Genomic DNA, 15237 nt, shown 5'->3' on the forward strand with positions numbered 1-15237 from the left:
ATGAGCACCCTCACCGTCGCCGTCGTCGGCGCCACCGGCCAGGTCGGCGCCGTGATGCGTCGTCTGCTCGAAGAGCGCGCGTTCCCGGCCGACCAGGTCCGGTTCTTCGCGAGCGCCCGGTCCGCCGGCACGACGCTGCCGTTCCGCGGCGAGCAGATCGTGGTCGAGGACTCCGAGACCGCCGACCCGTCCGGCATCGACATCGCGCTGTTCTCCGCGGGCGCCACCGCGTCCCGTGCCCTCGCGCCGAAGTTCGCGGCCGCCGGAGCGATCGTCGTCGACAACTCCAGCGCGTGGCGGATGGACCCCGACGTGCCGCTCGTCGTGAGCGAGGTGAACCCGCACGCCATCGACCAGGCGCCGAAGGGGATCATCGCGAACCCGAACTGCACGACGATGGCGATCATGCCGGTGCTCAAGGTCCTCGACACCGAGGCCGGGCTCGACCGACTCGTCGCCACCACGTACCAGGCGGTCTCCGGTTCCGGGCTCGCCGGTGTCGAGGAGCTCCTCGGCCAGGCGCGCGCCGCGCTCGAGCAGGACACCGCCGCGCTCACCCACGACGGTTCCGCCGTCACCTTCCCGGAGCCGGCCAAGTACGTCCGCCCGATCGCCTTCGACGTCGTGCCGCTCGCCGGCAGCATCGTCGAGGACGGCCTCGGCGAGACCGACGAGGAGAAGAAGCTCCGCAACGAGAGCCGCAAGATCCTCGAGCTGCCGGACCTGCTCGTCGCCGGCACCTGCGTCCGCGTCCCGGTGTTCACCGGCCACTCCATCTCCGTGCACGCCGAGTTCGCGCGGCCGCTGTCGCCCGAGCGCGCCACCGAGATCCTGGCGAGCGCCCCCGGTGTCGAGCTCTCCGACGTCCCGACGCCGCTGCAGGCCGCTGGTCAGGACCCGACGTTCGTCGGACGCATCCGCGCTGACCAGTCCGCGCCCGAAGGCCGAGGCCTCGTGCTCTTCGTGAGCAACGACAACCTGCGGAAGGGTGCCGCGTTGAACGCGGTGCAGATCGCCGAGACCATCGTCGCGCGGCGGACGGTCGCCGCGTAGCGTCGCTCTGCCTGGAGGCCCGTCCCGCGTCAGCGGGGCGGGCCTCCGTCGTGCGCGGGGCGGGCGGGGCTGGCGCCGCGCGTGGTGCGGCGCGCGGGCGGGTGCGGTGGTGCAGCGCGCCGGCGCGGGCCGGCGTGCGGGTGCGGTGGTGCGGGTGCGGTGGGCGTGCGGGTGCGGTGGTGCGTACGGTGCGGTGTTCCGGGCAGTGTGCAAGCCCGCGCGGGTCGCACCGTGTTCGGGACCTCGCACGGTGCGGACCGGGCGTGCGAGGCACGGGCCTCCCGGCGCGGTGACGGACGTGGGGTCGCACGGTGCGAGGTGAGGCGGCCGGTGGCCCGCACGGTGCGGCCTTCCGGGCAGTGTGCGAGCTTGCGCGGGTCGCACCGTGGTCGGAACCTCGCACGGTGCGGGCCGGGCGTGCGGGCCGGGCGTGCGGGGCGGACCGGCCACGGGCCTCCCGGCGTGCACCGGCGGGCAGGCGACCGCTCCTGACCGGCCTGTCGGTGCGCGCCGCTAGGATCGTGGGGTGGCAGTGAAGCAGGTGGACCCGATCGACGTCGTCCTCGTCGGAGGAGGGATCATGAGCGCCACCCTCGGCGCCATCATCCACCGACTCGAGCCGAGCTGGAAGATCCGCGTGTACGAGCGCCTCGGCAGCGTCGCGCAGGAGTCCTCGAACCCGTGGAACAACGCCGGCACCGGCCACTCCGCGCTCTGCGAGCTGAACTACACGCCCGAGCTCCCGGACGGCCGCGTCGACATCGCGAAGGCCGTCACGGTCAACGAGCAGTTCCAGGTCTCCCGGCAGTTCTGGTCGTTCCTCGTCGAGTCCGGCGCGCTGCCAGAACCGTCGAACTTCATCAACCCGACGCCGCACATCTCGTTCGTCTGGGGTGCCGACAACGTCGAGTACATGCGCGCCCGGTACGAGGCGATGCGGGACCACCCGCTGTTCGCGGGCATCGAGTTCTCCGACGACCCCGCCCAGATCCGCAAGTGGGCACCGGCGCTCATCCCGGGCCGCAAGAAGGACCAGCCGATCGCGGCGACCTACTCGGCGGCGGGCTCCGACGTCGACTTCGGCTCGCTCACCCGCCAGCTCTTCGACCAGCTCGAGATCGACGGCGTCGAGTTCGAGCCGAACCACCAGGTCACGAAGATCCGCCGCGGCAAGGAGTTCGACGGCTGGGCGCTCGACGTCCGCAACGAGGTGGGCCGGTCGACGCAGAAGATCGCCGCGAAGTTCGTCTTCGTCGGTGCGGGTGGTGGCGCCCTGCAGCTGCTGCAGAAGGCCGGCATCCCGGAGATCCGCGGCTACGGCGGCTTCCCGGTGTCCGGTGAGTTCCTGCGCACCGACGACCCCGAGGTCGTGCAGAAGCACTCGGCCAAGGTCTACGGCAAGGCCAGTGTCGGTGCTCCGCCGATGTCGGTGCCGCACCTCGACACGCGCATCGTCGACGGCAGCGCCTCGCTGATGTTCGGGCCGTACGCCGGCTTCAGCCCGAAGTTCCTGAAGCAGGGTTCGCTGCTCGACCTGTTCAAGTCGATCCGCCCGCACAACCTGCGCCCGATGCTGAGCGTCGCGTTCTCGAACTTCGACCTGGTCCGGTACCTCGTCGGGCAGCTCCTCGCGTCGAAGCAGACCAAGTTCGAGGCGCTCCGCGACTTCATGCCGGCCGCCGAGCCGGAGAACTGGCACAAGATCATCGCCGGGCAGCGCGTGCAGGTGATCAAGCCCGACAAGGAGAAGGGCGGTGTGCTGCAGTTCGGAACCGAGGTGATCACCGCGGCGGACGGCTCCATCGCCGGACTGCTGGGCGCCTCCCCGGGGGCGTCGACGGCGGTCCCGATCATGTTCGGCCTGCTGCGCAAGTGCTTCCCGGATCGCTGGGACCGCTGGGAGCCGGCCGTCCGCGTCATGGTGCCCACGTACGGGCAGGACCTCGGCGACGACCCGCAACTCGCGGACGAGACCCTCGAGCGCACGGCGAAGGTGCTCGGTCTGCACCACTGACGCAGTCCAGGACTTGCACCGCATTCGAACGTGTGTTCGAATGGCGGCATGCGGTGGAGTGGACAGGCGATCGATGCCGAGCAGGGTGACGCCCTGCCGGGCATGGAGTCGAACAGCGGGTTCGTCCGCAGTGTGACGACGCCGGAGTTCGCCGGGGTGACCTTCCACGAGGTCCTGGCGAAGAGCGCGTTGAACCGCGTGCCGAGCGCGGACGGGTCGGGCACGTACGGCTGGACGATCAACCCGTACCGCGGGTGCAGTCATGCGTGCGTGTACTGCTTCGCCCGTCCGACGCACACGTACCTCGAGTTCGACGGCGGTGCCGACTTCGACCAGCAGATCGTCGTGAAGACGAACGTCGCCGACGTGCTGCGGCGTGAGCTGCGGAAGCCGAGCTGGGACCGCCACCCGATCGCCCTCGGGACGAACACGGACCCGTACCAACGGGCCGAGGGGCGGTACCGGCTCATGCCCGGCGTCATCGAGGCACTCGCCGAGTCCCGCACACCGTTCAGCATCCTGACGAAGGGCACGTTGCTCCGCCGTGACCTGCCGGCCCTGGTCGAGGCGGCGAAGGTCGTCCCGGTCGACCTCGCGATGTCGATCGCGGTGTACGACGACACGCTGCAGCAGTCGGTCGAGCCAGGGACCCCGACGACCGCGGCACGGCTCGCGACGGTCCGCGCCATCCGTGACGCCGGCTTGGACTGCGCGGTGTTCCTGATGCCCGTGCTGCCGTACATCACCGACACCCGCGCGCACCTCGACGACGCGGTCGGGCGTGCGGCGGCGGCCGGTGCCACGAGCGTCATGTACTCGGCGCTGCACCTGCGTCCCGGAGTGAAGCCGTGGTGGTTCGAGTGGCTCGGACGCGAGCGGCCCGATCTCGTCGCGCGGTACCGGTCGATGTACCTGGACAACACGTTCGCGCCGAAGGACTACCGGCGGTGGCTCTCCGAACGCATCCGGCCGATCCTGGCGGCGCACGGAGTGGGGCTCGGCCGGGTCGACCCGGCGACCGGCTCGATGGGGTTCTCCGACGGACCGACGCTGCCCCAGGAGCAGTCGCAGCCGACGACGTCGCCGCTGAAGCGCGCGGATCCGGGGTTCGACCGCAGGCTCCTCCGACCGGTCGCTGCGCAGACGTTGTTCTGAGTACCGGTCGGTCCGCGTTCGGGGGACAGCAGGACCCGGCGCGGGCCGGTATCATCGAGCGGGTCGCCGGACCGACCCTGATTCGGGGTACACCGCCACCGCTCCGGTGGTTGGATCGTGGGCGGCGTTCCCACCATCCGGAAGGACCCGCTCGTGCTCGGCATCCCCACGCACCTCGCTCCGCGAGTGAACGCGTGGTCGACCGTGCGCGCGTTCCACGCCGGGGCGATCGGGTCGCTGGTGGCGGCGGCGATCACGATGCTGCTCTACGGTGCGTCCGAGCCTGGTGTCCGCGTCGTCGGTGCCGTTCTGGCCCTCGTCCCGATGCTCGGCATGATCGGGGTGCACGTGCAGTTCGGGACGTGGCGTTCCGCGGTCGCGTTCCTCGTGGTCGGCGGGGTCTGCACCTGGTGGTTCACCCTGGTCGTGCAGCGCGAGGTCCCGGCCGGCTGGGTGACCTCCTACCTGCTCTCGCTCGCCGTGATCCCGCTCATCCTGGTCGGGGGAGCGGGTGCCGTCCCGAACCGCGTCGCGCTCTGGTCGTTCACGGGCTTCCTGGTCGGGCGCGCTGCGACCTGGATCGGCATCGTCCAGGCGGGCGGCCCGCCCCGTCCGCTCGTGCTCGCGTGGATCACCCTCGGGTTCGTCGTGGCCCTCGTCCTGTTCACGAGCCGCAGCACCGGCCGCTCCGAGCGCGTGCAGCCGGAGCTCCTCCGCTCCGCGCGTGAGGAGCACGTGTCCGCCTACCGTGCCGGGGTCGAGGCCGAGGCGTCCGCGATCCTGCACGACACCGTGCTCAACCACCTCGGCGCGATCGCGCTCGCACCCGACGGCCCGATGGACCCGCACCTCGCCAAGACCGTCGAGGCGGACGTGCAGGTGCTCACCGGCAAGGAGTGGCTCGCGCCCGTGTCCCGTCCGCGCCCAGGCGCCGCGGTCGACGCCTTCACCCGGATGGTCGACGACCACCGTGCCCACGGCCTCGACGTGACGGTCTCTGGTGATCCGTCGGCGCTGGACCGCCTCGACCAGCGCGCGGTGACGGCGCTCGTCCGGGCCGTCGGGCAGTGCCTGGCGAACGTGCGCAAGCACGCCGGGACCGACGCTGCCGAGGTGAGTGTCTTCGACGACAGCAGTTCGTGCACCGTGATGGTGGTCGACGACGGCCGTGGCTTCGACGAGGACTCCACGGGGTCCGACCGGATGGGCTTGCGCGGATCGGTGCGGGACCGCATCGGCCGCGTCGGCGGGGACGTCCAGATCTGGTCGTCGCCGGGGTCCGGCACGAGCGTCATGATGACCGTGCCCTACGGACCGGTCACCGCCGCGACGAGCACGCAAGCCGCGACGAGCACGCAGGCCGCGACGAGCACGCAGGCCGCGACGAGCACGCCGGCCGCGACGAGCACGCCGCCTGCGACGAGCACGCCCGCTGCGACCGGCATCCCGGTGCAGGACGCCGCTGCCGGCAACGACCCGGGAGCCGACCGTTGAGCCCGCTGACCGAGGCCCGTCGCACCGCGCAGCAGTACGACCCGCTCGGCGCGATGGGGTCCCGTCCCCTGGCGATCGTGCTCGGCGCCGCGAGCATCGTCTGGGCGCTCCTCGTCTCGATCTTCGACCGTGACGTCGAGGGCAGCCCGACCCTCAGCGCCCTCACCGTCATCCTGGTCGCAGCCTCCGCCGCAGTGGTGCTGACGGCCTCGAGCCCCTTCCGTGCACCGTTCCCGCGCTGGGCGTTCACCGCCCACGTGGGGCTCCTCGCCATCGCCTCGGTGACGAGTGTCGCGGCGCAGTGGGGTCCGGACCGCAGCGCGCTGAACGACTTCATGTCCCTGATCACGGCGACCGGGATCGTGATGGTGGCGCCGTACCGGCCGTGGACGGACCTGACGGTCGGGGGAGTCGTGTTGGCGGTGGTGAACGCCGTGACGTGGGGCATCGGCGCCGCGACGTTCCCGCACGAGGTCCCGGTCGCGGTCGCCGCGTTCCTGGCGGCGGCACCGACCCTCGTCCTCACCGCGGCGTCGGCTGTCTTCGCGTGGACCTTCGCCGGACTCGCCGAGCGGGTGCAGATCCGCGCGGGCTCGTACTCGGTCGAGCGCGCGGAGCGGGACGGCATCGCCGCGAGCGTGCAGCAGGACCGCTCGACGATCCTCGCCCGCGACGTCGCCCCGTTCTTCGCCGAACTCCGCACGCGCGAGGTCATCACCGACGCCGACCGTGCCCGCGCGCGGTCGATCGCCGACGGCATCCGGAGGTCGATGGTCGCCGACGCCGACCGCACCTGGTTCGAGCAGGCGGTCCGCGCCGACGGCGGTGACGCCCCGGTGATCGACGACCCGGACGGGCTCATGGCGATGCTCGACGCCGACCAGCGGTCGGTGGTGCGGACGTTCCTGCGTGCGGCGCTGCGTGCCCCGACGGTCGACCCGGCGGCGTTCCGCGCGACGGTGCGACGAGACGGCGCCACACCCGACGACACGGCCGGCCGCCGCGACGCGCTCGGCCGCGTGGACGCCCCCGGCCGTATCGTCCTGCAGATCGACCTCGCCGTCGCCGCGTCCGACGTCGGCATCCACCGCACGTTCGACCCGTACTTCGCCGTCCTCCGCGTGACCTTCCCCGACCTCGACGTCGCGGTCCGTCCGTCCGCCCTCGCACTAAGGTTCTCCTATGACCAGCACTGACCCGAACAGGCTCTCGGAGGGTCTCCCGGCCCTCCCGAACCCGGGAGCACGACGTGTGCGGCTGGCCATCCTCGACGACCACGAGGTGCTGCTGGACAGCCTGTCGAGCTGGATCGCGGTGAACGCGTTCGACTTCGACCTGGCCCTGACCGCGCACACCTGGCTCGAGATGGTCCACAGCGACAGCTTCCCGACCGACCTGGTGTTCCTCGACTTCCAGCTGAAGGAACCCGTCTCGATCGAGGCCCGCGTGCGCACCTGCCGTGCGGCCGGCGCGAAGGTGATCGTGCTCTCCAGCGTCGACAGCCGCGAATCGCGTGACCGTGCCCTGGCCGCCGGTGCCGCCGCGTTCCTGTCGAAGTCCCTGCCGATGCGCGAGGTCATGGACGTCGCCCGCGAGATCATGGGCGTCGCACGCGAGACCCCGCAGCCGCGCGAGTGGCGTCCGCTGCCCACCGGCGCGGCCGCGCACCAGCGTCCGAAGCTCAGCCACGGCGAGGAAGAGGCACTGCGGCTGTACGTGTCCGGCTACTCCACGAACGAGGTCGCCGCGCAGATGAACGTGCAGTACGAGACCGCCAAGACGTACCTGCGTCGCGTCCGCGAGAAGTACAGCAAGGTCGGTCGTCCCGCCTCGAAGAAGTCCGACCTGATCCGGCGGGCCGCCGAGGACGGGTTCCTCGCGTAGTGGCGAAGCTCTACTTCCGCTACGGCGCGATGAACAGCGGCAAGAGCACGGGGCTCCTGCAGGCTGCCTACAACTACGAGGAGCGCGGGCACCGGGTCCTGCTCGCGAAGCCCGCCGTGGACACCAAGGGCGACCGTGAGATCGTCTCGCGCCTCGGGGTCACGCGTACCGTCGACCTGGTCTTCGCGCCCGACGCCGACGTCCGTTCCGCGGTCGCTGCGGCCGGCGCCGTCGACCCCGAGTCCGACCGCCTCGACGGCATGGTCCGCGCCGTCAGCTGCGTCCTGGTCGACGAGGCCCAGTTCCTCACCCCGCGCCAGGTCGACGACCTGCTCCGGATCGCGGTGCTCGACGAGACCCCGGTGATCACCTACGGCATCCGCACCGACTTCCGCACCGAGGCGTTCCCCGGCAGTGCCCGCCTGCTCGAGGTCGCGCACTCGCTCGAAGAGCTCAAGACCATCTGCCGCTGCGGCCGCAAGGCCGTCTTCAACGCCCGGACCATCGACGGCCGGTTCGTCTTCGACGGCTCGCAGGTCGCGATCGACGGCGTCGACGTCGCCTACGAGTCGCTCTGCGCCAACTGCTACCTGACGGAGTCCGGCGGCCGGCTCGACGGCGCCTGACCCGCTCTGCCGGCAGATCGTGACACACCGCTCGCGTTCGCCGAGCGGACACGTCGCGTCGCCGGCCCGCCCGTCGGGCGACCGGACGCGACCAGTCCGCGAGGTGCGCGCGGCAGGTCGTGACCGCTCGGCGCTCGAGACGCGACCGCAGACAGCCTGGAGGCGCGGTGCAGCCCCGCCACGGGCCTCCCGGCCGTCGCGCCTGACGTCCAAGGCGCGCCGCATGCGTCCGCCGTTCGGTCGCGAACCGTCGCTTGTGCGACTTCCGGGCGACGCCTGGTGACCGGTCGGCCGGCGGACGACGGCGTGTCCTGACCGGTGGAGGAGGCGGTCTCGTCGTGGAATGCGTGCGCCGCGGCGCGCGTTGGTGCCCACATGAGCGACGACACCCTCCATCTGTCGGTCCTGGACCTGGCGACGCGCGAGTACGGCCAGTCCAACACGGAGGCCCTGCAGGGCTCCATCGACATGGCCGTCCACGCCGAGAAGCTCGGCTACGAGCGGTTCTGGGTCGCTGAACACCACGGCATGCCCGGCATCACCTCGTCGGCCCCCGCGGTGCTGCTCAGCGCCGTCGGCGCGGCCACCTCGACCATCCGCATCGGCTCTGGCGGCGTGATGCTGCCGAACCACGCACCGCTCGTCATCGCCGAGCAGTTCGGCACGCTCCGAGCCCTGTACGGCGACCGCGTGGACCTCGGGCTCGGCCGTGCTCCCGGGACCGACGGCGCGACCGCGATGGCGCTCCGCCGCACCGACCGGCTCGACGTCGACGACTTCCCGGACCGCCTGGCCGACCTGATCGGGTTCTTCACCGGCATGTCCTCGGACAACCCGTTGTCGGGCATCCGCGCGGTGCCGGGCTACGGCGACGTGCCGGAGTTCTGGCTGCTCGGGTCCTCCGGGTACAGCGCGCAGGTCGCCGGGGCGCTCGGCGTCTCGTTCGCCTTCGCCCACCACTTCGCGTCGGACAACACCGAGGCGGCGCTCGCGCTGTACCGCGACTCGTTCCGGCCCTCGCGGTTCCGCCAGACGCCGAACGCGCTCATCGGCGTGCAGGTCGTCACGGACGAAGACCCGGCCGTCGTCGACGAGCAGAGTGCCCCCGGGATGATCTCGTTCATCCGGATGCGCCAGGGCGCGAAGCCCGAGCCGGTCTCGATGGACGAGGCCCGCGCGTACGAGTTCAACGACCTCGAGCGTCGGTTCATCGCCGCCCGTACCGAGCGGCAGGCCTACGGCACCGCCGAGCAGGTGGCGTCGAAGATCAATGCGCTCGTGGAGTCCACCGGGGCGAACGGCGTGATCGTCGCTCCGGGTGCGGCGCAGGCGCGCTACCGGCACCAGGCGCTCGACGTCGTGGCGTCGTTGCACGCCGCCGGGCGGCTCGTGCCCGCTGGCGCGGCGGCGTCCGTCTAGCTGCTTCGCGCGTTCGTGTTCGCGGCGTTGGCGGCGTTGGCGGCGTTCGCGTTCGCGTCGTTCGCGTTCGCGTTCGCGTTCGCTTGGTGAGCAGAAATGGTCGGGTCGCCGCTGGGCACCCGACCTTTTCTGCTCACGAAGTGCGGCGATTCCTAGGGGAGCAGGCCCAGGCGCGTCGCTGCGGCCACCGCGGCGACCCGCGAACCGACGTCGAGCTTCCGGAACACGTTGTAGACGTGCCGCTTGACCGTCCCGATCGCGAGGTGCAGGTCGGCGGCGATCTCGGCGTTGCTGCGTGCGGCGGCGATGAGCCGCAGGACCTCGAGCTCGCGGTCGCTGAGCGGTGAGCCCGCGCGCGCATCGGTGACCAGGTCGACCGGGAACGTCACCGGTGCGGCGTCGGCGTGCGCAGCCCGGGCGATCCGGTCGACGAGGTCACGGCTCGGCGTGTCCTTCGTGACGAAGTCCACCGCGCCGGCCTCGAGCAGGGTCCGGCGGAGGACCGCGTCCCGGTGCATCGTGAGCACCACGATCGCGATGTCGGGTCGGGTGCGGCGCACCGTGGCGATCGTCGTGCGCGCGGGCGGGCCGTCGAGCTCCACGTCGAGCAGCAGGACGTCGATCGCGGCGGCCTCGGGGGAGTCCAGGACGTCGGACGGGCGTTCGCCGTGTGCCACCACCCGGATCGTCGGGACGGCGGCGAGGATCGTGGCGAGGCCCTCGCGGAACAGCTGGTGGTCGTCGACGATCGCGACGTGCGTGACGGTCACAGCGTGCCCCTCGGGATCGTCAGGCGCACGGTGGTGCCGGTGCCCGGGGCGCTCTCGACATCGATCCGTGCTCCGATGACGACCGCGCGCTCCCGCATGGTGTGCTGCCCGAGGCGGCCGTCGGGGGTGCTGTCCTGGTCGAACCCCGGGCCGTCGTCGGACACGGTGACGACGAGCACGGTCGGCGACCAGTCGAACCGGACCTCGCCGCGCGAGCCAGCAGCGTGCTTGCGCCGGTTCGTGAGCGCTTCGAGCAGGATCGTCAGCGCCTCTTCGGCCTGCCAGTTCGGTAGGTGCTCAGGCGTCCCGGTCGAGTGCAGCGTGAGTCGCTCGTCGTCGGGGAAGAGGTCCTTCGCGTGCCGGGCGAGCGCATCGTCGAGCAGGGCGTCGCCGACCCGTGCGTGCAGGCTCACGGCGAGGTCCTGCACGTCGCCGAGTGCCGTCCGGAGCAGTCGAGCGGCGCCGTCGAGCTGTTCGGCGCGGTCCTCGGACGGGGGATCGGTGAGCAGCACCAGGTCGAGCCGCTGCAGGCCGGCCAGGATCCCGTGCGCCACCCGGTCGTGCAGGTCGCGGGCGATCTGGGTGCGGGAGTCGAGGTGCGCCGTCGTGAGGCGTTGGCGGAGCGCTTCCGTGTAGGCGACCGCTCCGGCGGGGAACCTGCTCCAGATGCCCGCGTGGAGGGCTCTGGTGGCACGGAGGACCTCGGCGGTGGAGGCCGCGCCGACCTCGTCCACGAAGACCGGCAGGTAGACGTCGAACAGCATCTCCGCCGCGAGCATCGCACCGGCCGGGTGCTGGGCCTGCTCGGCGTGCAGCGTGCCGGTCGCCAGGTGCTCCGGATCGAGAGCCGTGCTGCCGACGACGCTGCCGTCCGGACCGGCGGCGTACCGCTCGTGCGCCTCGGCGATCATCGACGTGACGTTGTCCGTCAGGCTCTTGGCCATCACCGGGTCGTCGCCGAGCTCGGGGAACTGTGCGGCGATCTGCGTGAGGACCACGGCCAGGCGTTCGGGGCGTTGCATCCAGTCGAGGCTAGCGGGAAAGCAGAAGGCCCTGGTTCCGGAGAACCAGGGCCTTCTTCGTACTGTCTCAACACAGTGTCGGGGTGACAGGATTTGAACCTGCGACCTCCTCGTCCCGAACGAGGCGCGCTACCAAGCTGCGCCACACCCCGCGGTGTGATCACTCCGTACCGGAGCAACCCGACAAGTCTATCCGATGATCGGGGGTGCTCACGACCATCCGGCGAACTCCCGGGCGCGTCGTCAGGAGGTACGAGCGGTGAGGGTGACGACGACCGCCTCGGGACGGCACGCGAACCGCACGGGAGCGTAGATCGAGGTGCCGAGGCCCGCGGAGACCTCGAGCCACGACCAGTGGTTGCGGTGCTCCCACTTGTGCAGGCCGCTGGCGTACCGGCGGGGGAGGTCGCAGTTGGTGACGAGCGCGCCGACACCGGGAACCTGGACCTGGCCGCCGTGGGTGTGTCCGGCGAAGATCACGTCGGCACCCTGCGTCACGAAGGCATCGAGCACCCGGCGGTAGGGCGCGTGCGTGATGCCGATGGCGACCGGGGCGGGGCCGTCCTCGTCCTCGGACCACGGCACGTCGCCGCGCATCTCGTCGACGTTCGTGGGGAGCAGGTCGAGTCGGTCCCAGTCGCGGTGTGCGTCCGAGGTGCCGAACAGCTCGAGCCGCGATCCACGGACCTCGATGGCGTGCGCCTGGTCGTTGACGTCGAGCCAGCCGAGCGACTCGAAGAACGCGGTCTGCCGGTCGATGTCGAGCTCGACGGGCTTCGCGGCACCGTGCATCCGGCTCGGACCCGAGAAGTACTTCAGCGGGTTGCGCGGCGAGGGGCCGAAGAAGTCGTTCGACCCGTACGCGAAGGCTCCGGGCACGCCGCGGAACGGCTCGAGCGCGTACTCGACGGCGGCGTTCGCGGTCGGGTGCCCGAGGTTGTCGCCGGTGTTCACGATGAAGTCCGGCTCGACGAGGCTCAGGTCTCGGAGCCACTGCTGCTTGTCGGCCTGCCACGGTGCCATGTGGATGTCGGACAGGTGGAGCACCGTGACGTCACGGGACCCCGGGGGGAGGACCGGGACGGTCTCCCACCGGATGCCGAACCGTCGGCGTTCGACGAGCGACCCCCAGGCCGCGGTCGCAGCACCGACTGCCGCACCCGCGGCGAGGACGCCGAGCGCGCCGCGCCCGCGGGTCAATTGCAGTCCTTGGGCGCCTTGCCGTTCTTGTCGCCGTACAGCTGGACCGTCACGTCGGCGTTCTTGTCGGCTGCTGCGTCGATGGCCGGGTCGACGGCTGCGACCTTGCACGTCTTGCCACCGCCGCCCTTGGCGTAGTCGTCCGACACGTTCACGTTCGCGAACCCGGCGTCGTTCAGTGCCGAGCGAGCGCTGCCGAGCGAGTCGCCACCGATGTCGGGCACGGTCGCCTGGGTGCCGTCGGACGTGTAGACGGTGACGCTCGAGCCCGAGGACAGGAGTGCTCCTGCGGCCGGGGACGTCGACAACACCGAACCCGCTGCACCGGTGCCGGGACGAGCGCCGCCGTCGACGTAGGTGAAGCCAGCGCCCGCGATAGCGGCGCGGGCCTCGTCAGCGGTCTTGCCCTGGAGGTTCGGGAGCGCCTTCGCGTTGCCGCGGATCGCCGACTGCTGCGGGTCCGTGAACCCACCGGCCGGGTAGGTGGCGTTGATCGGGGTCATCGCCTGGCGCCACACCTCGGCGCGTGAGCCGGCGTACGTGCCGCCCACGCCGTTGCTGTAGTGGCGGAGGTTGAACTTCTTGCCGTCCGTGTTGCCCTGCCAGTAGGCGGTCGCGACGCGGGAGCTCGCACCGACGAGCCAGATCTGGTCCGCTTCGTCGGTGGTACCCGTCTTGGCGAACAGCTGGGTGCCGTCAGGCGTCTGCGCGCCCACTGCCGTCCCGCTGCGGATCGTGCCCTTCATGGCGTAGATCGCGGCCTGTGCGAACGCGGGGTCGACCGCCTGCTGGCAGTCCTTCGTCTGGCCGCCGAGCTGCTTGCCGGAGGGCGAGGTGATCTGGTCGATGGCGATCGGCTTGCAGTAGATGCCGTTGTTGGCGACGGCGGCGTACGCGGCGGCCATCGTCATCGGGGCGATCTCGTTGGTGCCGAGGATCGCGGAGGGGTTCTGGTACTGCAGCTCGCCGCCGTCGGCACGGTGGACACCGAGGGACTGGGCGATGTCACGGATGTCGCAGAGGTCGAGCTTCTGTGCCATCGACGCGAACGCGCCGTTGATCGAGCCGGCGGTGGCGCCCAGGACACTCCAGTTACCGCCCTCGCCGGGAGCGTCGTTCGAGACGTCGAAGGGCGTACCCACGGTCTGACCGCAGATGGTCCACGGCGACACCACTCGCTCGGCGCCGCTCACGGTCTCGTTCAGGCCGTGGCCGGCCTTGATCCAGTCGAGCAGGGTGAAGAGCTTGTACGTCGAGCCCGTCTGGAAGCCACCGGAGTTGCCGTACTTGTAGTCGACGCTGTAGTTGATGCTCGTCGAGGTCGGCGCGGACTTCAGGGACTGGTCGTAGTCCTTGTTCTGGGCCATCGTCACGATGCGGCCGGAGCCGGCCTCGATCGAGTTGAGCGTCGCACCGAGCGCGAGGTTCGTCTCGGCCTTGTTGTCGTACTTGTTGAGGAGCTGCTTCTGCTCGGCGTTGAGGTCGATGTTCAGCGTCGTCTGGATCTTGTACCCGCCGTTCCGCCACGCGGTGTCGCGTGCCTTCTGCGACGAGCCGAGCTGGGACATCTCGAGCACGACCTTCTTGGCGTAGTCGCAGAAGAACTGCGACCCGTCACCGACCGAGGCCTGGCAACCCTGCGACGGCTGGGTCAGGTGCACGTAGTCCGCCGGCTTCGACAGGCGTGCCTTGCGGTACTCGTCCTCGGTGAGGTTCTTCTGCTGGTACATGGCGCGCAGGATGACGTTGCGGCGCGCGACGTTGGCGTCGTAGTTCTTCGCCGACGACAGGTTGCGGGTGTTCGGGGACTGCACGATCGCGAGGATCGAGGCGGCCTCGGCCGGGGTGAGGTCGGTCGCGCTCTTGTTGAAGTAGTGCTGCGCCGCGGCCTGCACGCCGTAGGTCTGGTCGCCGAAGTAGGCGATGTTCAGGTAGGCGGTGAGGATCTCCTTCTTGGAGTACTTCTTCGCCAGCCCGATCGCGAGCTTCATCTCCTCCAGCTTGCGGGGGATGGTCTGCTCGACGGCCTCGTTGTAGGCCTTGACGCGCTCCTTCTCGGTGGGGAGTTCGAGCGCCTGCTGCATCTTGATGTTGCGGACCAGCTGCATCGTCAGCGTGGAACCACCGCCGGATTCGCCGAGCCCGCCGGCCAGGCTGCCGACGCCCGCACGGATGAGCGAGGTCATGTCGACGCCACCGTGGTCGTAGAAGCGCTTGTCCTCGCCGTCGATCGCGGCGTTCTTCAGCTGTTCGCTGATCTGGTCGAACTTGAGCTCTTGGCGGTTCTGGTCGTACAGCGTCGCGAAGTGCACGGACTTGCCGCCCGAGTACGCGTACAGCTCGTTGCGCTGCGGGAGGTCACCGATCTCGATGTACTCCGGCAGGGACTCGAACACACCGATCGTCGACGTCGTCGTGACACCGGCGACCGCGATGGCCGGGGTGACCCCGATCGTGACGAGCAGACCGGCGAGTGCGCTGAAACCGACGAATCCGATGAAGGCGCCGACTGCTGAGACGGGCTTGGTCCGCGAGGCAGACGTCTTCTGGGCAGACATAGGATGCAGCCTAAACGACACCCACGACTGAAAGGCTGGCAA

Annotated in this window: 12 protein-coding genes and 1 tRNA gene; 8 read left to right on the top strand and 5 right to left on the bottom strand. The window is 70.7% G+C overall.

Annotation, left to right across the window (positions count from 1 at the left end):
- The 8 genes from EDF19_RS13335 (at position 1) to EDF19_RS13365 (ending at position 9645) form a co-directional block, all read left to right on the top strand.
- A complete protein-coding gene (locus EDF19_RS13335; protein WP_123681370.1) occupies positions 1-1053 on the top strand; it encodes an aspartate-semialdehyde dehydrogenase in 1053 nt (350 codons plus the stop codon).
- Between the two features lie 526 nt (positions 1054-1579).
- A complete protein-coding gene (locus EDF19_RS13340; protein ID WP_123681371.1) occupies positions 1580-3067 on the top strand; it encodes a malate:quinone oxidoreductase in 1488 nt (495 codons plus the stop codon).
- Between the two features lie 48 nt (positions 3068-3115).
- Positions 3116-4222, top strand: a complete 1107-nt coding sequence (locus tag EDF19_RS13345) for an Rv2578c family radical SAM protein (RefSeq protein WP_123681372.1) — start codon at positions 3116-3118, stop codon at positions 4220-4222.
- 117 nt (positions 4223-4339) lie between these two features.
- Positions 4340-5716: a sensor histidine kinase gene (locus EDF19_RS19200; protein WP_185022849.1), complete on the top strand. Its 1377-nt coding sequence runs from the start codon at positions 4340-4342 to the stop codon at positions 5714-5716.
- Positions 5713-6912 (top strand): hypothetical protein, encoded by a 1200-nt coding sequence (locus tag EDF19_RS13350; RefSeq protein WP_185022850.1) that lies wholly within the window; start codon positions 5713-5715, stop codon positions 6910-6912. Before EDF19_RS19200 ends, EDF19_RS13350 begins: the two co-directional genes overlap by 4 nt.
- On the top strand, positions 6899-7600 hold the full coding sequence (locus EDF19_RS13355) for a response regulator transcription factor (RefSeq protein WP_260217179.1): 702 nt from the start codon (positions 6899-6901) through the stop codon (positions 7598-7600). The genes EDF19_RS13350 and EDF19_RS13355 overlap by 14 nt, the downstream gene beginning before the upstream one ends.
- On the top strand, positions 7600-8226 hold the full coding sequence (locus EDF19_RS13360) for a thymidine kinase (protein ID WP_123681374.1): 627 nt from the start codon (positions 7600-7602) through the stop codon (positions 8224-8226). The genes EDF19_RS13355 and EDF19_RS13360 overlap by 1 nt, the downstream gene beginning before the upstream one ends.
- A gap of 375 nt (positions 8227-8601) precedes the next feature.
- A complete protein-coding gene (locus EDF19_RS13365; protein ID WP_123681375.1) occupies positions 8602-9645 on the top strand; it encodes an LLM class flavin-dependent oxidoreductase in 1044 nt (347 codons plus the stop codon).
- Between the two features lie 152 nt (positions 9646-9797).
- Here EDF19_RS13365 and EDF19_RS13370 read toward each other — a convergent pair whose 3' ends face one another.
- The 5 genes from EDF19_RS13370 to EDF19_RS13390 form a co-directional block, all read right to left on the bottom strand.
- On the bottom strand, positions 9798-10415 hold the full coding sequence (locus EDF19_RS13370) for a response regulator transcription factor (RefSeq protein ID WP_123681376.1): 618 nt from the start codon (positions 10413-10415) through the stop codon (positions 9798-9800).
- Positions 10412-11437: a sensor histidine kinase gene (locus EDF19_RS13375; RefSeq protein ID WP_123681377.1), complete on the bottom strand. Its 1026-nt coding sequence runs from the start codon at positions 11435-11437 to the stop codon at positions 10412-10414. Before EDF19_RS13375 ends, EDF19_RS13370 begins: the two co-directional genes overlap by 4 nt.
- Positions 11438-11515: 78 nt before the next feature.
- A tRNA-Pro gene (locus EDF19_RS13380) sits at positions 11516-11589 on the bottom strand.
- A gap of 91 nt (positions 11590-11680) precedes the next feature.
- Positions 11681-12637, bottom strand: coding sequence for a metallophosphoesterase (locus tag EDF19_RS13385; RefSeq protein WP_123681378.1), 957 nt, complete (start codon positions 12635-12637; stop codon positions 11681-11683).
- The gene (locus EDF19_RS13390; protein ID WP_123681379.1) at positions 12634-15195 is read right to left on the bottom strand and encodes a transglycosylase domain-containing protein; all 2562 of its coding nucleotides are present in this window, start codon (positions 15193-15195) and stop codon (positions 12634-12636) included. Before EDF19_RS13390 ends, EDF19_RS13385 begins: the two co-directional genes overlap by 4 nt.
- Between the last annotated feature and the right edge of the window lie 42 nt (positions 15196-15237).

The sequence above is a fragment of the Curtobacterium sp. PhB115 genome, from assembly GCF_003752025.1.
GTDB lineage: Bacteria > Actinomycetota > Actinomycetes > Actinomycetales > Microbacteriaceae > Curtobacterium.

Coding starts and splice junctions, on each gene's coding strand:
- EDF19_RS13335 (WP_123681370.1), top strand. CDS start 1: ATGAGCACCCTCACCGTCGCCGTCGTCGGCGCCACCGGCCAGGTCGGC.
- EDF19_RS13345 (WP_123681372.1), top strand. CDS start 3,116: ATGCGGTGGAGTGGACAGGCGATCGATGCCGAGCAGGGTGACGCCCTG.
- EDF19_RS13355 (WP_260217179.1), top strand. CDS start 6,899: ATGACCAGCACTGACCCGAACAGGCTCTCGGAGGGTCTCCCGGCCCTC.
- EDF19_RS13365 (WP_123681375.1), top strand. CDS start 8,602: ATGAGCGACGACACCCTCCATCTGTCGGTCCTGGACCTGGCGACGCGC.
- EDF19_RS13375 (WP_123681377.1), bottom strand. CDS start 11,437: ATGCAACGCCCCGAACGCCTGGCCGTGGTCCTCACGCAGATCGCCGCA.
- EDF19_RS13390 (WP_123681379.1), bottom strand. CDS start 15,195: ATGTCTGCCCAGAAGACGTCTGCCTCGCGGACCAAGCCCGTCTCAGCA.